Raw genomic sequence first — 18,999 nt, forward strand, 5'->3', positions numbered from 1 at the left:
TCCGGCTTGGGGCGGCGCGGCGCCGGATCGACCACAACTGGTTTACAGGATCTGGCAGGCCTGCTCGAAGCTCAGGCGTGGATTGCGGTCGAACAGCTTGCTGTCGTCGCCCTGGCCGAGGTTGATGAGGAAGTTGGCGCGCCAGCGGCCATCGGGGAAGAATTCGGCATTGACCTTGGCCAGGTCCACGCCGCTCATGGGCCCGCAGTCCAGCCCGAGGGCGCGCGCGGCGATGATGAAGTAGGCGCCGCCCAGCGTGCCGTTGCGGGTGGCCGTGGCCTCGCTGAGTGCCGGATTGCTCTCGAAGTTTTCCTTGGCGCCTTCCTTGTGCCAGACCTGCGGCATGTATTCAAAGAACTGGGTGTCGGTGGCGACGATCACCGTGACCGGTGCGTCGCGCGTCTTGTCGACGTTGCCGGGCGTCAGGGCGGGCAGCAGACGCGCCCGTGCTTCGGGAGAGTTCAGGAACACGTAGCGCGTGGGCTGCGTGTTCATGGAAGTGGGGCCCATGCGGGCGATGTCGTACACCTGTCGAAGCAGGGATTCGGGCACCGGGTCGCTGGTGAAGCCGTTGGCGGTGCGCGCCTTCAGAAAGATCAGGTCCAGGGCTTGGGCGTCGAGGTTCATGGCGGGGAGAAGTGGGAGTTGGAATCAGGAGACTTCGAAGTCCACCTGGTGGCGCGCGATGCGCAGGCCTTCGAGTTCGCGCCGCACGCGCAAGTGCTCCGGGTGCTCGCTGTAGGCGGCCAGCGCCTGCCGCGATTCGAACTCGGAGTACAGCACCACGTCGCAGGCGTAATCGACGCGACTCTCGTCGATGCCGATCTCCAGCCGAAGCAGGCCGGGGATGCGCTCGCGCATGCCTTCGAACGCGGCCTTGAGACGGCTCACGTTGCCTGCCTTTTCATCCGCGGTGCTGCCGAGGATGTTCCACATGACGATGTGTTTGATCATGCTCGGTCGCATCAGGTGGAGGGGAAACCGGCCTTCTGGGGCCAGAGGTTGGAAAAGGCGTGCACGGTGCTGCCGGCATAGACGCCCGCCTGGGTGAACGGTTCCTGCGCCAGCCAGGCCCGTGCGGCCTCCCGATCAGGGAAGTCGATGGCGAGCAGGCTGCCCACCATGGTGTGGCCGTCGTCGGCCATCAACGGGCCGGCAAAGGCGATGCGGTCGGCCACGGCGCCGAGGTAATCCTTGTGCTGCGGGCGGATGCGCTGCCTCAGCTCGCCGGCACCGGGGTTGTCGAGCAGGTGGAAGATGTAGATCATGGCGTCGGTCTCATTGCATGCGCGCCAGCCAGGTGGAAAGGGCCGGGAAGATCGCGAGGACCACGAGCACTGCGATCATCGTGAGCACGAAGGGGAATGCGCCCGCGAAGATGTCGCGGATGGTGATTCGCGGGTCATTGAGCGCAGATTTCACCGTGTACACCGACACGCCGAACGGCGGCGTGAGCAGGCCAACCTCCACCGCCACCACGGTGAGCACGCCAAACCAGATCAGGTCCATGTTGAAAGCTGTCGCGATGGGCAGCACGATGGGCAGCATGATCAGCATGATGGACACCGAGTCGATGATGCAGCCCAGTGCGATCACGATGGCCAGGTAGGCGATGAGGAATCCCCAGGGACCCAGGCCCATGTCGGTGATGGCGCTGGTGATGCCGGCGGGCATGCCGGTGAGCGCCAGCATGCGGCTGTAGAGCGACGCCGCGATGATGAGGAACAGCACCGACACCGAGACGTAGCCCGTCTCGGTGAGCACGTTCCACAGCTTGCGCCAGGTGAGGCGACGTCGCACCAGGGCAATGACGAAGGCGCCTGCCGCGCCAACGGCACCGGCCTCGGTGGGCGTGAAAAAGCCGCTGTAGAGCCCGCCCAGCACCAGCACCACCAGTGCCAGGATGGGAAAGAACTTCACGGCCGCGCTCGCCCAGGTCTCGGTATCGGCCTGTTCCGCCGTCTGCGGTGCGCCGCTGGCATAGATCTTGTGGGGCAGGAAGTAGGCCATCGCCAGGATCAGCGCAGCAAATGCACCAGCCATCAGAAGGCCGGGCAGCACACCGGCCAGAAACATCCGCCCAATCGATTCCTCTGCAAGGACCCCGTAGATGATCATCAGCAGCGATGGCGGGATCAGCATGCCGAGCACGGAGGAACCGGCCACCACGCCCACGGCAAAGCGCGGCGTGTAGCCGTGGCGGATCATCTCGGGCGTGGCCACCTTGGTGAACACGGATGCCGACGCAATGGAAATGCCGGTGATGGCCGCGAACACCGCGTTGGCGCCCACGGTGGCCAGGCCCAGGCCGCCGCGCAGGCGCCGCAACAGCCACTGGAACACGTCAAACGTGTCTCGTCCCACGCCGGAGACGCTCACGAACATGCCCATGAGCACGAAGAGCGGAACGACGCCGAAGAGGTAGTCGCGAATCGAATCGTTGGCCGCAGCCCCCACGAAACGCGCTGCGATCTCGGGTGACTTCAGGAGCCATACGCTGATGAACGAGGTGACGATGAGTGCCACGCCGATGTGCATGCCGACCACGATGGCCACCAGCATGAGGCCGATCGCCAGAAAACCGATCATCAACTCACTCATGGTGATCTCCACCACGCACCGGGGCGGTACCACTGTCGCGCAGGTCGTGCCAGACCAGCAGCGCGTACTGCACGGCGGCCAGGGCCGCCCCCGTGGTCACCACCAGGGCCATGGGCCAGGTGGGAAAGGTGAACACGCCCTCGATGCCGATGAACTCGTTGTTGTTCCAGGCCTTCACGAGCAGAGGCCGCGTGGCGTACGCAATGACACCGCAGGCGAAGATGCCGAAGGCCGAGAACAACGCCCGCAAGCGCAGTCCGGCGCGCGGCCGCTTGACCAGGAAGGGGTCGATGAACAAGTCGGCCCGGCTCATGCGGCCGTGGCGCAGCGTGCTGGGCAACTGCAGGAACACGATGACGATGATGGAAGCGGCCACCAGTTCGGCCACGCCGTCGATGGGCTTGTTGAAGGCGTTGCGCAGGAACACGTCGGCACACATCAGCACCATGACCATGCCGATCACGATGGAGCCCAGGCCGTTGAGCCCGTCGACCAGGTGGCCGAACGGGCTGCTGGGAGCGGTTGGCGCGGGCGCCTCGTCCAGGTTGGTGTTGGCTTCGTAGCTCATGGCGACTCAGAGGCCCTTGTCCCAGTCGCGCAGCGGCTTGGCACCGCGCTTGCGGAGCTCTTCCATGTAGGTCTTGACGATCAGCGCCGACGGGCCGCGACTGGCGTTGGCCTTCACCCAGTCGGCCGCGATGTTGGGCATGGTGGTGGCCCACTTCTCGCGCTCGCCGGGGGCCATGGGCGCCACCTTCACCGGCACGCTCTGCGTGGCGCCCTGCGTCTGGATGGACTTGAGGGCGGCCTCGTAGCGCTGCATCAGCGTGTTGCCCAGCGTCTTGGAGTACTCCAGCCCCACGTCCTTGATGATCTTCTGCACCTCGGGGGGCATCTTGTTGAAGCTGTCCTTGTTCATGGCCATGCCGCCGTTGTAGAGCGCGCCGATGTCCACCGTGGTCACATACGGAGCCACCTCATAGATCTTGTTGGGCAGGATGCCCGTGGAGATGGAAATGGTGCCCTCGCTCACGCCGGTCTGGATGTCGGTGTAGTAGCTGGTGAGCGAACCGTCCACCGCCACCGCGCCGGAGCCGCGCAACCAGGTGCCCACCGCGCCGGGTGCCGAGATCTTCTTGCCGCTCAGGTCGGCGTAGGTGTTGATCGGCATCTTCGTGAACAGGTGGTAGGTGTCCACCCCCGAAGCGCCCAGGAACACCAGGTTGTTGCGATCCCACTCGGCCTTGAGGGCGGGCACCTTCTCGTTCATCTCGTTGGCCACCTCCAGCAGCATGCGCACATCGCCGGTGGCGAACGGCGTCACGGTGGCGTATTGCGTCAGCGGCATCTTGGCCGATTCGAGGTTGGCGAACACCCAGCCGATGTCGGCGATGCCCTCGCCCACGCTGGAGAGCGTGGCGTTCATCTTGTAGAGCTGGCCACCGTAGGCCTCTTTCCATTCGATCTTGTAACCCTTGCCCAGGGCCTCCACCCGCTTGTTGACCTCGGGCACGAAGAGCGTGCTCATGAGGCCGACCCACGGCAGCGTGGTGGGGTGGCTGGAGGCAATGGTGAGCTTGAAGGTCTGCTGTGCGTGGGCCACCGGCAAACCCGCAGACAGCAAGGTGGCGCCGACAGCGGCGGCCAGGGCGGTGCGGTGGAAGGCGCGTTTGTTCAGATTGAGCATGGTCTTGTCTCCTGCGGTTGGCTTATGTCTTCACGGGGTTGAGCACGAAATCGAAATCCAGCGCGGTGGAGCCATCGGGCTGCCTCACCCATTCGGCCACCAGCGACTGGCGCACGCCGAACACGGCGTCCGAATCCAGGTACGGGTCGCCGGCACGGAACACGTGGGTCACCAGGGTTTCGTAGCCCGGCGCCCGGATCATGAAATGCAGGTGCGCCGGCCGCCAGGGGTGCCGCCGCGTGGCGCGCAACATGTCGCCCACGGGACCATCGTCCGGAATCGGGTAGGGCTCGGCCACCACGCTCTGGAAATGGAAGCGCCCGTCGGGGCCGCTCTTGAGCACCGCCCTGCCCTGCGGGCTTTCCAGGCCCTCGCGCTGCACGTCGTAGAGCCCGTCGGCATCGGCCTGCCACACGTCGATCTCGGCATCGGCTACCACCTCCCCGCCCAGGCCGCGCACGCTGCCGCGCACGAGGCAGGGTTCTCCCGGGGCGCCGTTGGCCACGTCCGCGCCGTGTTCCACCCGGGGCGCTCCCTCCACGTGGAAGGGCCCGAACACCGTGGCTTCCGTGCAGCCGGCGGGCTTGTCGTTGTTCATGGCCACCGTCAGCATGGACAGGCCCAGCGTGTCCGAGAGCAGGATGAACTCCTGGCGCTGGTCGTCGCACTTCTGCCCGGTGGCGGTGAGGAACTGGATGCCCTGCATCCACTCTGCCTCGGTGAGCTTGACGTCGCGCGCGAAGGCGTGCAGGTGCTGCACCAGGCTGGTCATGATCTCCTTCAGGCGGGCATCGGGCGTCTGCGACAGGCGCGCGAGCACGGCCTGGGTGATGTTGTACTGATCGAGGTTTCTCAAACGCTTGTCTCCGGATCGCCTGCGGTTGGCCCGCAGTGCCGTCACAATGTAGAGCGTTGGGGGAGACAGACCAATGCCTGCGGCAAAAATGACTTTTTCTTCAGGCGCAACAAAGAGCAGACCATGGACCGCTGGACCGAGATCGAATTGTTCGTGCAGGTGGCCGAAACCGGCAGCCTGAGCAAGGCCGCCGAGTTGCTGGACCTCTCCAATGCCAGCGCCAGCCGGCACTTGGCAGCCCTGGAAGAGCGCCTGGGCGTGCGCCTGGTGGAGCGCAACACGCGCCGCCTCTACCTCACGGACACCGGCCAGGAGTTCTTCCAGCGCGCCCGAACCATCCTGTCCGACCTGCGCGACGCCGAATCCACCGTCAACGCTGCCGCCCTCAACCCCACGGGTGTCCTGCGGGTGACTGCCTCGTTGTCGTTTTCCATGCACCACATCGCGCCGCTGTTGCGCGAGTACACCGATCGCTACCCCAATGTCACGGTGCACGTGGAGGCCGCCAACCGCTACCTCGACATCATCGACAACAACATCGACGTGGCCATCCGCAACCGCGAGTACGAGCCCGATTCCAACATCACCATCCGCCGCCTGGCGGAGACGCGGCGCATCCTGGTGGCCTCACCGGGATACTTAGCGCGCCACGGCGTGCCCCAGGCGCTGGACGACCTGCAACGCCACAAGCTGCTGATCTACACCCACGCCAACAACCCGTACGAGCTGCGCTTCTCGCGCGCGGACGAGCAGCGCACGGTCAGCGTGAAGGGGCTGCTGGAGAGCAACGACGGCCAGATCCTGCGCGCCGCCGCGCTGGACGGCATGGGCATCCTGGTCCAGCCCAGCTACATCGTGTACGACGACGTGGTGGCCGGCCGGCTGGTGCCGATGCTCGACGACTGGGACCTGCCGCGCCTGACCATCAACCTGGCCTACCCCAGCCGCAAGCACCTGAGCGCGAAGGTGCGCACCTTCATCGACTTCATGGCCGCGCACTTCAAGAAGATGGATTACGAGCGCAAGTGGACCGGCCAGTTCACGGTTTACTGACCTTCTCAGGCTGGTAGCCAAGCTGGCGCATGGCAGGCGCCAGCGACACGGCCGCCTGCTCATAACCGTCCCAGGGCGAGTTGCCCTTGCGCAGTCGCTGGTCCACGGTGCGCACCGTCCAGTGCGCACCGCCCTTGAGCGCCGCCAGCTCCGACCACGCCACCGGCACAGAGATGCCCAGGCCCGGTCGCGAGCGGGCCGACCAGGCGCTCACCGTGGTGGCACCACGCCCGTTGCGCAGGTAGTCGGCAAAGATCTTGCCCACCCGGTTGCGCGGCCCGCTCTTGGCCACGAAACGCTCCGGAATCGTCTGCGCGAGGTGCTGCACCACCGCCTGCGAAAAGCCCTTCACGGCATCCCAACCGTGCAGGCGCTTGATGGGCACCACCACGTGCAGGCCCTTGCCACCGCTGGTCTTCAGGAACGCCGGCAGGCCGAGCTCCTTGAGCAACACCTGCACGAGTTCCGCCGCCTCCTGCACCTGCGCCCAGGCCACGCCTTCACCGGGGTCGAGGTCGAAAGTCATGCGGTCGGGGCGCTCGATGCGGTCCTTGCGCGCGTTCCAGGTGTGGAACTCGATAACGTTCATCTGCGCCGCCGAAAGCAGCCCCTTGGGTTTCGCCACTTCGATCAGGGGATCGTGCCCTTCATCCAGCGCAGGGTCGAGCAGGGCCACGCCGTCCATGCGGGTCTTGTCCAGGTGCTTCTGGAAGAACAGCTCGCCTTCGATGCCGTCGGGGGCGCGAACCAGTGCCACGGGGCGCCCCTTGAGGTGTTCCATCATGAAGGGCGCGACCGTTTCGTAGTAACGCACCAGGTCGAGCTTGGTGAGGCCGCTCTCGGGGTCGATGACGCGTTCGGGGTTGGAAATCTTCATGGAGGTCACCGCTTGAGGTTCTTCACGGGAAATGGCCACGGCCGGCTTGTCGCCACGCAACCCCAGAAACACACCATGGCGCAACCGCCCTTCCGCGGTCCAGCCGGCAAAGGACACTTCGGCCAGCAGGCTGGGCTTCACCCAGTGCGGCTGGCCTTCGATCTTCGTGGCGCCGGCAAACGGGCGCTGGGTGGTCGCGAGCTTCTTCAGCGTGCCGTGCAGCGACTGCAGGGTGCGTTCGTTGAAGCCCGACCCCACATGGCCGACGAACTTCAACGCCCCCTCTTCGTCGTGCAGGCCCAGCAGCAGCGCGCCGATGCCGGTGCGCGAGCCCTTGGGATCGGTGTAGCCGCCGATCACGAATTCCTGCCGCTGGCCACACTTGAGCTTGATCCAGTCGCTGTTTCGCCGCGAAGCGTAGGGCGCCGATTTGCGTTTGCCAATCAAGCCTTCGAAGCCCAGCTGGCAGGCCGAAGCGAGCAGGTCGGCCGAAGGCGCGTCAAAACTCTCGCTGAACCGCAGCAACTCGCTGGGTTGGCCATCCATCAGCACGCGAAGGCGTTCGCGGCGCTCTTCCACCGGCAGCGCTCGAAGGTCAAGGCCATCGGCAAAGGGCATGTCGAACAGCACGTACACCAGTTGCTTCGTGTCCACGGTGTCGAACGCGTTCTGCAATGCCTGGAAATTCGGCACGCCGTCCTCGTCCACCACCATCACCTCGCCATCGAGCCAGCCTGACTTGAGAGGCAGTGTGGCGAGTTCCCGGGCCAGTGCCGGCATGCGCGCGGTCCAGTCGTGCCCGTTGCGGGTGAACATCCGAACGGTCTTTCCCTGTTTGCGGGCCAGCATGCGGTAGCCGTCGAACTTCAATTCCCAGAGCCAGTCAGCCACCTCGCCGGGCGGCGCCTTCGCGAGCGTGGCCAGTTGCGGCGAGAGCTCCACGGGGAGTTCGGCTTTTGTCGGCATGACCTTCTTCGGCGTCACCGTCTTCGGCGTGGCCGTCTGCAGGTTGCTGACGCTGTCGGGCTGCTCCTCCACCACATTGAATTCGCTGGCCGGCCGCTCGAACTCGTCGTGTTCCTTGATGAACAGCCACGGCGGCCCTTTGCCGCCGGCATCGGCGCGCATGCGCACCAGCGTCCAGCGTCCCTTGAGCTTGTGGCCGTGCAGTTCGAACTTGAGCTTGCCTTCCCGATAGCCCTGCTCTGCGTCGCCGATGGGGGTCCAGTGGCCCTTGTCCCACACGATCACCTTGCCCGAGCCGTACTGCCCCGGTGGAATCTGGCCTTCAAAGGTGTTGTACGCCATGGGGTGGTCTTCCACCTGAACCGCCATGCGTTTGTCCTTGGGATCGAAGCTCGGTCCTTTTGGCACGGCCCAGCTCTTCATGGTGCCGTCGAGTTCCAGCCGCAGGTCGTAGTGCAGGCGGCTCGCCCAGTGCTTCTGGATCACGTAGCGAAGCGCGCCTTCACTGGCCTCGCCGCCTTCGGCCGGTTCGGGCGTGCGCGCAAAGTTTCGCTTCTTGCGGTACAGCGCCAGCGCGTCGGCCACGGCGGCTCCTAGGCAGCGCGCCGCGCGGGCTTCCTGGCGGGCGCCTTGGGCGCAGGTGCGGCCTTCTTCGCGGCCGGCTTCTTCTTCGCGGCGGCCTTGCCGGCTGGCGCCTTGGCACCGGGCAGCTCGGTCACCGACGCCGGCTTTTCCTTTGGCGTGCGCGCCGCGCCCAGGCTGCGCTTGAGCAGCGCGGTGAGGTCGAGCACGTTCGCGCCCGAGGGTGCGCTCTCCGATTTGTCCACCTTGGCCACGTCGGCCAGTTCGCCCTTCGTGGCCTTGGTCTCCACCAGCTTGTTGATTTCATCCGCAAAGGAATTGCGGAATTCGTCGGCCTTCCAGGGCTGCGTCATGTCCTCGATGAGCTGCATCGCCATCGTCAACTCGGCGTCCTTGATGCCCGCAGCCTTCACGCCCAGGGGCGGCAAATCCAGCTGTTCGAACGAACGGATTTCCCCACCCCAGCGCAGCAGGTTGAGGATGAGCGCCCGACCACAGGGGATGAGGACTGCCAGGTGCTGCTTGGTCTGGATCACCACCTTGGCCAGGCCCACCTTGTTGCTCTTGGTCAGCGCTTCGCGCAGCAAGGCGTATACCTTCTCGCCGCGCTTGAGCGGTGCGGTGTAGTAAGGGCGTTCGAGGTAGACGAAAGGAATCTCGTCGGCGTCGACAAAGGTCTCGATCTCGATGGTCTGCGTCACCTTGGGAAACGCGGCGGCGATTTCCTCGGGCGAGAGCAGCACGTAGCGGCCATCTTCGTATTCCACGCCCTTGACGATGTCGGCGCTCGCGATTTCCTTGCCGGTCACTTTGTTGATGCGCTTGTAGCCCACCGGGTCCATGGAGCGGCGGTCCAGCCAGTCGAAGTCGATGCCCGAGCTGATGGTGGCCGAGTAGAGGCCCACAGGAATGTGCACCAGCCCGAAGCTGATCGCACCCTTCCAGATGGTGCGGGTGGAGGTGGGCGCCTGGCCTTCGTCGACCGGCTCCGCCCGCGTTGTCTTCTTGCTGCGTTCAGCCATGGCGGATTTCCTTTCAAGCGGGAAAGGAAAGTTAGCACCGCCCGCCACCTTCAGGTGTAGGACACCACCCCGTTGAGTGTCCTGCCTTCCTCAGGCCGGGCGACGGCCATCGAAGGCGTCCTGCAGCAGCTGCCTCACCGCCTCCCGCTCCAGCGGCCGGGGATTCGGGTACTGGTTGCTCATGGCGATGTCGCAAGCCTTGTCCAGGTCGTCCGCCTTCATGCCGATGTCCCTGAGCGCGACCGGGGCGCCATTGGCTTGGGCCAGGTCGTACACCGCCTGCGCGGCGCTCGCGCCACCCAGCGCGCGTCGGATCCGCTCCATGGCCTGCGGGGCGGCAGAGGCGTTGTAGGCCAGTGCATGGGGCAGCACGACGGTGTGTGTCTCCGCGTGCGGCAGGTTGAAGCTGCCACCCAGGGTGTGGCAGAGCTTGTGGTGCAGGGCCATGCCCACGGTTCCGAGCACGATGCCGCACAGCCAGGCGCCATAGAGGGCGTCGGAGCGGGCTTCCGCATCGCCAGACTGCGCCCGGATGCGTGGCAGGGCTCGGCCCAGCGCCGCAATGCCTTCTTCGGCCATGAGGTCGATGACCGGATTCCCTTCCACCGAATACAGACCCTCGGCCGCATGGGCAATGGCGTTGATGCCGCTGGTCACGCTCAAGCCCACGGGCAGGGTCATGGAAAGTTCGGGGTCGTAGATTACCGTGCGCGGCAGCACACGGATGTCCTTGCCCGTCTTCTTCAGGCCCGCTTCCGTGATGCCGTAGATGGGCGTCATCTCCGAGCCGGCGTAGGTGGTGGGGATGGCCAGGATGGGCAGGCCCGAGTCGAGTGCGATGGCCTTGCCCAACCCGGTGGTGGAGCCGCCGCCGATCGCCACCGCGCAATCCGCGCCCAGGCGCCGCGCTTCCTCGCGGGCCTCCCGGGCGGTCTCGATCGGCACGTGCATCACCGCGCGGTCGAAGATGCCGGCGGAGCGCGCGCCCAGCAGCGCGGCGACACGCTCGCCCGACTCGCGCTGCTCCGGCGTGCACAGCACCAGCGCGCGTTGCGCCTTGAGCGCATCCATCTCCGCGGGCAGCGAAGCCAGCGAACCCGCGCCGAACACCACGCGCGACGGCAGGCCCTGGTAGACGAAGCGCTTCATCGGGCCAGCCCCGCACTGCGTTCGAGCACGCGGATGATGGCCGCGTAGTCCAGCTCGGCATCGCCCTGCGCCTGCGCGGCCGCCATGAGCTGGCGCGTGGCGGCCGTCTGCGGAACCGGGGCCTCGCAGGCGGCGGCTTCAGCGAGGATCAGGTCGAGGTCCTTGTTCATCTGCGTCACGGTGAAGGTGGGCGCGTAGTCGCGCTTCGAGAGCTGGGCCGACTTGGCCTTGAGGATGGGCGATGCGACGGCACTGGCACCGAGCACGGCCCACATGTCGCCCCAGTCCAGCCCGCCCTTCTGGCCGAGTGTGAGGCCTTCGGCCAGCATGGCGCTGGTCTGGGCGATGAGCAGGTTCACCACCAGCTTCATGAGGCGGGCCTGCTCGCCACTGCCCAGGTAGAAATGGTTCGGCCCCCAGCAGCGCAGCAGAGGCAGCAGGCGCTCGTGCACCGCTTGCGGGCCGGAGGCCATCACCGTGAGCTGCGCCGCTTCGGCCATGTGGTTGTTGCCCGAGACGGTGGTGCGCAGGTACTGCACACCCGAACGGGCACAGGCCTCGGCCACGTCAGCCGACACACGCTGTGAGACAGTGCTGGTGTCGACATACACCGCTCCCTGTGGCAGCGCAGCCGCCACCGCCATGCCCACGCTGCGAAGGGCCTGGTCGTGCGGCAGGGAAGACATCACCACTTCCGCGCGGGCCAGGTCGTCCATGCTGCCGGAGGTCAGGCCGCGCTCGGCGGCCAGCGCCAGGCGCGAGAGGTCCGGGTCGCTGACGGTCACGGCGTGGCCGGCGGCCAGCAGGTGGCTGGCCATGGGCAGGCCCATCTTGCCAACGCCGATGAAATGCACACGGATCATGGTCATTGACCCTTGAGGTTGGCCGCCTTGGCGATGCGCGCTGCCGCGTCCATCTCGGTGCGGATGAAAGCGTTGAACGCCTCAGGCTGCATGGGGTAGGGTTCAGCCCCCAGGCGGGCCAGGCGCTCCTTCACCTCCGGGTCGGCCAGGGCTTTCAAGGCTTCGGCATGCAACCGCTGCTGGATGGCGGGCGGCGTCTGGGCGTTGACGATCATGCCGACCCAGAACACGAAGTCCGAACCTGGCACGCCGGCTTCCAACGTGGTCGGCACCTGGGGTAGCGCGTTGGTGCGTTGCGATGTGCTCACGGCCAGCGCGACCACCTTGTTCTCACGGATCAGCGGCAACGCAGAGGACAGCGGTGAGAAGTACCAGTCGGTGCGCTCTCCCATCACGTCGGCCAGCGCCTCGGGGGTGCCCTTGAACGGGATGTGCTGCGCGTCGAACCCGGCCTGCAACTTGAACTTCTCGGCGTTGAGGTGGGTGGCGCTGCCCACCCCGGCCGATGCGTAGTTGAGCTGACCCGGCCTGGCGCGCGCGGCGGCGAGCACGTCGGCCACGGTCTTCCAGGCCCGCGCGGGCGAGACCACCATCACATTGGGCAGCGCAGCCAGCGGCGTGATGCCGGTGAGGTCGCGCACGGTGTCGTAGGTGAGGTTGGTGTAGATAGCCGGATTCACCGCGTGGCTGGACGAGGGAATGAGCACGGTGTAGCCATCGGCCTCGCCGCGCGCCACCTGCGCGGTGGCCAGCGAGCCGCCCGCGCCGGGACGGTTCTCCACCACGATGGGCTGGCCCATGCTGCGCGACATCGCATCACCCACAGTGCGCGCGATCAGATCGGTGCCGCTCCCGGCGGTGAATGGCACCAGGAAACGGATGGGCTTGCTGGGGTAGGCCTGAGCCTGGGCGGTACCGGTGAGCAGCGGCATGGCCAGCGCCACGGCACCCGCCCAGATCGCCACCGCCTGGATCCAGATTCTTTTCTTCATGCTTGTCTCCTCGTTGCTGGGATAAGGATGGGACGCCCATCCGCCGGTCTCAGAGGCCCATGGCCTGCGTGATCTTGCGGCCCGACTGCTGCAGGCTCTCCAGCAGCGAGCCGATGTCGGCATCCAGCACGCGGCCGCCGCGCTTGCGCCACTGGCCGGCGATCATCACGCTCTCGATGTTGGCCAGTGAGGCCTGCATCACCACGGCGCTCACCGGGTCGTGCACGGGCTGCATGTTCAGGGTATTGGCGCGGATCACCACCAGGTCGGCCTGCTTGCCGGGCGCCAGGCTGCCGATGCGATCCTGCTGGCCCAGCATGCGCGCGCCTTCCACGGTGACCCAGGCCAGCGCCTCGCGCGTGGTGATGGTGGAAGTGGGCGGGATGCTGCCGTGCGCTTCACGGTAGGCAAAGTTGTCCAGGCTGCGCTGGATGCCCAGGGCGATGCGCGCCTGGCTGAGCATGTCGCCGCTCATCACGCTTTCCAGGTCCACGCCCAGTGAAGGCGCGCGACCCAGCGCGCGCAAGCGGCCGGTGAGTGGATGGCCGTGACCTTGCGACATCTCGCTTTCGGCCGCCGCCGAGAAGCTCATGCCCAGGTCGCAGAAGCGCGCCAACTGGGCGTCGCTCAGCGCATGGCCATGCACGATGTTGATGTGCTGCCCGAGCAGGCCTGCTTCCTCCAGGCGCTCCCAGCCGTCGGGCGTGCGCGCCGGGCCGCCGCCCTGGTGCAGGGAAGCGATCAGTCCGAGTTCCTTGGCCATGCGGAAGTCGTGCAGGGCCACCTCCAGCGTCGAGTAATGCGGGCCGAGCACGGCGGCATGGACGCTCAACAAGGGTTCACCCGCGTGCGCGTGCAGCAGCCGCTCCACCTCGGCGCGCGGGTGCGGCTGCTCCCAGAACGGTGTTTCGCCCGGCTTGGGATCGGGCTTGGGCGTGCCGTGGAAGAAGGCCGCCCGGATGCCGGACTGCAGCAGCGCGGCCACGGCGGCGTCGTTGTGCGCTGGCGTGGGGTTGTTGTGGCACCAGTCCACCAGCGTGGTCGTGCCGCAGTTGATCTGGTTGAGGGCACCCACCAGCGTGGCGATGTGCAGATCGCCTGGCGTGAACACGGTGGCCAGGCCCGCGTGCATGTTCTTGAAGTACTGCAGCAGCGTCCAGTTGGCGGCCACGCCGCGCAACGCCGTCTGCCAGGTGTGCATGTGGGCGTTGACCAGGCCGGGGATGACGATGCAGCCGGTGGCATCAACCACCTGGGCGTCGTCGGCAGCGATCACCGGCTCGATGGCGGTGATGGTGTCGCCGCTGATGAGCACGTCACCCCGCGCCAGGTCGCCCTGCGCGTCCATGGTGATGACGGTGCCACCGCGAAGCAGGGTGCGGGCTGCAGCCATGCGCCGGCCCTCAGCTGCTCAGGCCGTCGCTGACGTCGACGTCCAGCGGCTGGATCTGCAGCCCGGCGTCGGCGGCGGTTTCACGCAGCAGAACGGCAAAGTCGATGTCTTCATAGCCCCGCCCCACCATGCGCGCAATGCTCTCGCGCGTGGCGGCTGCCGCCGGCATGGCCACGCCGTGGGCCTTGGCAGCGCCGAGCCCGAGATCCATGTCTTTCAGCAGGAGCTTGGGCGTGAAGGTCACCTGGTCGAAATTGAGCTTGGTGAGCACCGGCGTCTTGTACCGGGTGTACATGGAGCCCAGCACCGAGTCGTTGATGCTCTCCAGGAACACATCGCGCGGAATGCCGGCCTTCTCGGCCAGCACCGTGATCTCGCAGAGGTTCTGGATGATCACGCCGAACATGGTGTTGTGCGCGATCTTCCACACGCGGGCGAGTTCGCCCTCGCCCACCCACATGGCCTTGCGCGACATGGCGCTCAGGTAGGGCTCTGCCTCTTCGTAGATGTCCCGGGGGCCCGACGCCACCACCAGCAGTTTGCCGGCCTTGGCCACCTTGGCGTTGCCGGAGACCGGGGCACAGAGGTAGGCGATGCCCAGGGCTTCGAGCTTTGTGCGGATCTCGGCCGAGCCTTCCTGCGAGATGGACGAGCTGTCGATCACCACGCGCGGGCGTTGGTCGCCGGCCGCCAGGCCGCCTTCGCCGAACAGCACGTCCTTGAGGTCGTTCGTGGTGGAAACCATGGTGAACACCGTGTCGCAGGTCGAGAGGTCCTGCTTGTGGTCCACTACCACCGCACCGTACTCGGCCAGCGGCTCTGCCTTGCTCCGCGTTCGGTTCCACACCTCCACCGTGTGGCCGGCCTTGGTCAGCCGCTTCACCATGGCTTCGCCCATGCGGCCGAGGCCGATCCATCCAATTCGCTTGCTCACGCTTGTCTCCAGGTCTTTGTGGTCGATGGCCGCTGAGTGTGTCGCCCGGCACGGCGGGCCGCAACGGACCGGGTGAAAATCAGTTTTCCGGCTCGGGAAAAGCCCATGGGCCCCACGCCCTGCAAAGGCGATGAAAATCCCCCCACCCGCAAGAACCCCGCAGGAGACATCGTTTGATCAACAAGATCGCCGCCTCGGTCGCCGAGGCGCTCACCGGCATCCAGGACGGCGCGACCGTGCTCATCGGCGGCTTCGGTACCGCCGGCATTCCAGGTGAACTCATCGACGGCCTGATCGACCAGGGCGCGAGGGAACTCACCGTGGTGAACAACAACGCGGGCAACGGCGACACCGGGCTGGCTGCGCTGCTCAAGACCGGGCGTGTGCGCAAGGTCATCTGCAGCTTCCCCCGCCAGGCCGACAGCCATGTCTTCGACGCGCTCTACCGCAGCGGCCAACTGGAACTCGAACTGGTCCCTCAGGGCAACCTGGCCGAGCGCCTGCGCGCCGCCGGGGCCGGCATTGGGGCCTTCTTCACGCCCACGGGTTTCGGCACCGAGCTGGCGCGCAACGCCGACGGCACGCCGAAGGAAACGCGTGTGATCCAGGGCAAGCCGTATGTGCTGGAGTACCCCATCTTCGGTGACGTGGCGCTCATCAAGGCCGAGCGCGGCGACCGCTGGGGCAACCTCACCTACCGCAAGGCCGCGCGCAACTTCGGCCCGGTGATGGCCACCGCCGCGAAGCGCACTGTGGCCAGCGTGTACGAAATCGCCGAACTCGGCAGCTTCGACCCCGAAGCCGTGGTCACCCCCGGCATCCACGTGAGCGCCATCGTCCAGATTCCCCGCGTGGCCACGCAGGCCGGCGGCTTCAAGGCCGCCGCCTGAAAGCAGAGCACTTCATGAGCTACACGAGAAGAACCAAAGACGAACTGGCGCGCCGCGTCGCGCAGGACATCCACGACGGTGCCTATGTGAACCTGGGCATCGGCCAGCCCACGCTGGTGGCCAACCACCTGCCCGAGGGCATCGAGGTGGTGCTGCACAGCGAGAACGGCATCCTGGGCATGGGTCCAGCACCCGCGAAGGGCGATGAGGACTACGACCTGATCAACGCTGGCAAGCAGCCTGTGACGCTTCTGCCCGGTGGCGTGTACTTCCACCACGCCGACAGCTTCGCCATGATGCGCGGCGGCCACCTGGACATCTGCGTGCTGGGCGCGTTCCAGGTGTCGGCCACCGGCGACCTGGCCAACTGGAGCACCGGCGAGGCGGGCTCCATCCCCGCCGTGGGTGGCGCCATGGACCTGGCCATCGGTGCCAAGCAGACCTGGGTGATGATGGACCTGCTCACCAAACAAGGTGCCAGCAAGGTGGTGGCCGAATGCAGCTACCCGCTCACCGGCATCGGCTGCGTCAAGCGCATCTACAGCGACCTGGCCACGCTGGCCTGCACGCCGCAGGGCCTGAAGCTCATCGACATGGTCGACGGGCTTGAACACGCCGAGCTGGAACGGCTGATCGGACTGCCCATCGCCCCGTGACCGAGGAACCTTTGTGCGCAGCGGGTCTCCATCGGATTCGCTCGACAAAGGAAGCCCGTGGGATTGGAAGACAGGGACTGGTACCGCGACGCCCAGCGCGATCGTGAAAACGGACAACGCAGCACCGCATCGACCGCCAGAAGGGGCGCCTTCTGGATGCTGCTCTTCTGGGTGGGCATGGGCGCGGCGCTCTACACCGGCTTCTCCCACTTCGAGGGCCAGCGCGCCGTCCGGCAGGCGCCCTACACCACCAACGAACAAGGCGAGATCGTGATCACGCGCAGCAGGGACGGGCACTTCCGCCTGCCTGGCACCGTGAACGGCCGACCCGTGGGATTTCTGGTGGACACCGGCGCCAGCCTGGTCACCGTGAGCGCGGGGTTCGCGCAGCAGGCCGGCCTGGAAGGCGGCCAGAGCGTGACCTTCAGCACCGCCAACGGACCCATGCCCGGCCGGGTGCTGCGCAGTGTGCCGGTGACGGCCGGGTCCTTTGCCCTGGGCGGTGCCGCGGTGGGCATCGGGCTGGAAACGGGCGACGATGACGTCGCCTTGCTGGGGCAGAGCTTTCTCTCCCGGTTTGACATCGAGCTCAAGGCCAACCAGATGGTGCTGCGGCTTCGCACCCCGGGTTAGATGTTTCAGTCATAAGCAACCAAAAATTCATTCGTTCCTCATCCGTGGCATTGACGGGATCATCCGGCATCCCTTTAACAACGCCTCCCGAGGAACACCATGACCACCCGCCGCCAGCTCATCCAGGCCCTCGCCGCCACCGCCCTGTCCGCCAGCGCTCTCTCGGCGCACGCACAGCCGGCGCCCGTGACCCTGCTCAACGTGTCTTATGACCCGACGCGTGAGCTGTATGTGGAATACAACGCCGCCTTCGCCAAGCACTGGAAGGCCAAGACCGGCCAGGACGTGACGATCAAGCAGAGCCACGGTGGCTCGGGCAGGCAGGCGCGTTCCATCATCGACGGCCTGGACGCCGACGTGGCCACGCTGGCCCTGGCCGGTGACACCGACGCGCTGCACACCAACGGCGGCTGGATTCCGAAGGACTGGCAGAAGCGCCTGCCACTCAACAGCTCGCCCTACACGTCCACCATCGTGCTGGTCACCCGCGCGGGCAACCCCAAGAACATCAAGGACTGGGACGACCTGATCCGCCCGGACGTGAAGGTCATCACCCCCAACCCCAAGACCTCGGGCGGTGCCCGCTGGAACTACCTGGCCGCCTGGGAGTTCGCCAAGCGCAAATACGGCAGCCCAAATGGTGATGACAGCAAGGCCAAGGAATTCGTGGGCAAGCTCTACGCCAACGTTCCCGTGCTCGACACCGGCGCCCGCGGCTCGTCCATCAGCTTCGCGCAGCGCAACCAGGGCGATGTGTTCATCTCCTGGGAAAACGAAGCCTACCTGCTGGAGAAGGAATTCGGCAACAAGGTGGACTTCGTGTACCCGTCTCTCTCCATCCTGGCCGAACCCGCCGTGACCGTGGTGGACAAGAACGTGGACAAGAAAGGCACCCGCGCTGTGGCCGAGGAATACCTGAAGTTCCTCTACACCGAGGAAGCGCAGGACATCATCGGAAAGCACTTCTACCGCCCGACCTCGGCCAAGGCCCAGGCCAAGTACGCCAAGCAGTTGCCCAAGCTGAACCTTTTCAAGATCGAAGACGCGTTCGGCGGTTGGGACAACGCGGCCAAGGTGCACTTTGCCGACAACGGCACCTTCGACCAGATCTACACCAAGAAATAACCAGCTCAGGGAATCCGCACCGTGTCCATTCTTCTTCTTGCCGGCAGCCCTTCCGAGCATTCCCGCTCGGCCGCGCTGCTCGACGCGGTGCACCAACGTCTGGGCCTGCGCCATGCGCTGATCGAACGCCTGCACATCCGGGATCTGTCGCCACAGGCCCTGCTGCTGGCGGACGTGGGCCACAAGTCCATTCGCGCAGCCATCTCCCAGGTGGAGACCGCGCGGGCCATCGTGGTGGCCACGCCGGTCTACAAGGCGGCCTACAGCGGCGTGCTCAAGGTCTTCCTAGACCTGCTGCCGCAATCAGCCTTCAAGGGCAAGGCGGTGCTGCCGCTGGCCACGGGCGGCAGCCCCAACCACATGCTGGCGCTCGACTACGCGTTGCGGCCCGTGCTGCAGTCGCTGGCCTCCCGTCACATCCTTCCCGGGGTCTACGCCACCGACGCGCAGATCCCCAAGGACGACGAAGGTGAGTACCGCGTCGCCGACGAACTCGGTACCCGGCTGGACGACGCCGTGAACAACCTGCTTCACGAAGGCCTGCGAATGCCGCTGGCGACCGGGTTCGCGCCCGTCCCGTTTGCCCAGGTGCGATGTAGCGTCTGACCCGCTGCGAGCCGGGACCACCCGGCCGATCCCCCGCGCCCCCCATTTCCCGGTTTTCAAATTTTTCAGCCACGTGCAGGTGGCCTGGACGGCCTTTGCCTGCGCTTCGTCAAA

Annotated in this window: 20 protein-coding genes; 6 read left to right on the forward strand and 14 right to left on the reverse strand. The window is 66.3% G+C overall.

Annotated features, from left to right (window positions below; translation table 11 throughout):
• Positions 1–42: 42 nt before the first annotated feature.
• The 7 genes from ACTIEY_RS12095 to ACTIEY_RS12125 are packed head-to-tail and all read right to left on the reverse strand — an operon-like array spanning position 43 to position 5,144.
• Entirely contained in the window at positions 43–627 is a 585-nt protein-coding gene (locus ACTIEY_RS12095) for a malonic semialdehyde reductase (RefSeq protein ID WP_439519348.1), read from the reverse strand.
• 24 nt (positions 628–651) lie between these two features.
• Positions 652–954, reverse strand: a complete 303-nt coding sequence (locus tag ACTIEY_RS12100; protein WP_439519349.1) for a Dabb family protein — start codon at positions 952–954, stop codon at positions 652–654.
• Positions 955–965: 11 nt separating this feature from the next.
• A complete protein-coding gene (locus ACTIEY_RS12105) occupies positions 966–1,268 on the reverse strand; it encodes a YciI family protein (RefSeq protein WP_439519350.1) in 303 nt (100 codons plus the stop codon).
• Positions 1,269–1,278: 10 nt separating this feature from the next.
• A complete protein-coding gene (locus tag ACTIEY_RS12110; protein ID WP_439519351.1) occupies positions 1,279–2,601 on the reverse strand; it encodes a TRAP transporter large permease in 1,323 nt (440 codons plus the stop codon).
• Complete coding sequence (locus tag ACTIEY_RS12115) at positions 2,594–3,169, reverse strand: TRAP transporter small permease subunit (protein ID WP_439519352.1); 576 nt, start codon at positions 3,167–3,169, stop codon at positions 2,594–2,596. The genes ACTIEY_RS12110 and ACTIEY_RS12115 overlap by 8 nt, the downstream gene beginning before the upstream one ends.
• A 6-nt stretch (positions 3,170–3,175) precedes the next feature.
• Positions 3,176–4,288, reverse strand: a complete 1,113-nt coding sequence (locus ACTIEY_RS12120) for a C4-dicarboxylate TRAP transporter substrate-binding protein (protein WP_439519353.1) — start codon at positions 4,286–4,288, stop codon at positions 3,176–3,178.
• A gap of 22 nt (positions 4,289–4,310) precedes the next feature.
• Positions 4,311–5,144: an intradiol ring-cleavage dioxygenase gene (locus ACTIEY_RS12125; RefSeq protein ID WP_439519354.1), complete on the reverse strand. Its 834-nt coding sequence runs from the start codon at positions 5,142–5,144 to the stop codon at positions 4,311–4,313.
• 123 nt (positions 5,145–5,267) lie between these two features.
• Between ACTIEY_RS12125 and ACTIEY_RS12130 the strand changes: the two genes are divergently transcribed.
• Positions 5,268–6,197 (forward strand): LysR family transcriptional regulator, encoded by a 930-nt coding sequence (locus tag ACTIEY_RS12130; RefSeq protein WP_439519355.1) that lies wholly within the window; start codon positions 5,268–5,270, stop codon positions 6,195–6,197.
• Here ACTIEY_RS12130 and ligD read toward each other — a convergent pair.
• The 7 genes from ligD to ACTIEY_RS12165 all read right to left on the reverse strand — a co-directional run bounded on the left by ligD (position 6,184) and on the right by ACTIEY_RS12165 (position 15,113).
• Positions 6,184–8,625 carry a DNA ligase D gene (ligD, locus tag ACTIEY_RS12135; protein WP_439519356.1) on the reverse strand — a complete coding sequence of 814 codons (2,442 nt, stop codon included), beginning with the start codon at positions 8,623–8,625 and terminating at the stop codon, positions 6,184–6,186. The genes ACTIEY_RS12130 and ligD overlap by 14 nt on opposite strands.
• An 8-nt stretch (positions 8,626–8,633) precedes the next feature.
• Positions 8,634–9,644 (reverse strand): Ku protein, encoded by a 1,011-nt coding sequence (locus ACTIEY_RS12140; protein WP_439519357.1) that lies wholly within the window; start codon positions 9,642–9,644, stop codon positions 8,634–8,636.
• 90 nt (positions 9,645–9,734) lie between these two features.
• A complete protein-coding gene (locus ACTIEY_RS12145) occupies positions 9,735–10,793 on the reverse strand; it encodes a maleylacetate reductase (RefSeq protein WP_439519358.1) in 1,059 nt (352 codons plus the stop codon).
• Entirely contained in the window at positions 10,790–11,656 is an 867-nt protein-coding gene (locus ACTIEY_RS12150) for an NAD(P)-dependent oxidoreductase (RefSeq protein WP_439519359.1), read from the reverse strand. The genes ACTIEY_RS12145 and ACTIEY_RS12150 overlap by 4 nt, the downstream gene beginning before the upstream one ends.
• Positions 11,657–11,658: 2 nt before the next feature.
• Positions 11,659–12,648, reverse strand: a complete 990-nt coding sequence (locus ACTIEY_RS12155; protein ID WP_439519360.1) for a tripartite tricarboxylate transporter substrate binding protein — start codon at positions 12,646–12,648, stop codon at positions 11,659–11,661.
• Positions 12,649–12,697: 49 nt separating this feature from the next.
• Positions 12,698–14,041 carry an amidohydrolase family protein gene (locus ACTIEY_RS12160; protein WP_439519361.1) on the reverse strand — a complete coding sequence of 448 codons (1,344 nt, stop codon included), beginning with the start codon at positions 14,039–14,041 and terminating at the stop codon, positions 12,698–12,700.
• Between the two features lie 10 nt (positions 14,042–14,051).
• Positions 14,052–15,113 carry an NAD(P)-dependent oxidoreductase gene (locus tag ACTIEY_RS12165; RefSeq protein WP_439519448.1) on the reverse strand — a complete coding sequence of 354 codons (1,062 nt, stop codon included), beginning with the start codon at positions 15,111–15,113 and terminating at the stop codon, positions 14,052–14,054.
• Positions 15,114–15,148: 35 nt separating this feature from the next.
• On the opposite strand from ACTIEY_RS12165, the gene ACTIEY_RS12170 reads away from it, so the two are divergent.
• The 5 genes from ACTIEY_RS12170 (at position 15,149) to ssuE (ending at position 18,885) form a co-directional block, all read left to right on the forward strand.
• Entirely contained in the window at positions 15,149–15,865 is a 717-nt protein-coding gene (locus ACTIEY_RS12170; protein ID WP_439519362.1) for a 3-oxoacid CoA-transferase subunit A, read from the forward strand.
• A gap of 14 nt (positions 15,866–15,879) precedes the next feature.
• Entirely contained in the window at positions 15,880–16,521 is a 642-nt protein-coding gene (locus ACTIEY_RS12175) for a 3-oxoacid CoA-transferase subunit B (protein ID WP_439519363.1), read from the forward strand.
• A 57-nt stretch (positions 16,522–16,578) separates the two neighbouring features.
• Entirely contained in the window at positions 16,579–17,154 is a 576-nt protein-coding gene (locus ACTIEY_RS12180; RefSeq protein WP_439519364.1) for a retropepsin-like aspartic protease family protein, read from the forward strand.
• Between the two features lie 99 nt (positions 17,155–17,253).
• Positions 17,254–18,279, forward strand: coding sequence for a sulfate ABC transporter substrate-binding protein (locus ACTIEY_RS12185; RefSeq protein WP_439519365.1), 1,026 nt, complete (start codon positions 17,254–17,256; stop codon positions 18,277–18,279).
• Positions 18,280–18,300: 21 nt separating this feature from the next.
• Positions 18,301–18,885 (forward strand): NADPH-dependent FMN reductase, encoded by a 585-nt coding sequence (gene ssuE / locus ACTIEY_RS12190; protein WP_439519366.1) that lies wholly within the window; start codon positions 18,301–18,303, stop codon positions 18,883–18,885.
• Positions 18,886–18,999: the final 114 nt, after the last annotated feature.

The organism is Hydrogenophaga sp. (assembly GCF_051858985.1).
Lineage (GTDB): Bacteria > Pseudomonadota > Gammaproteobacteria > Burkholderiales > Burkholderiaceae_C > Hydrogenophaga.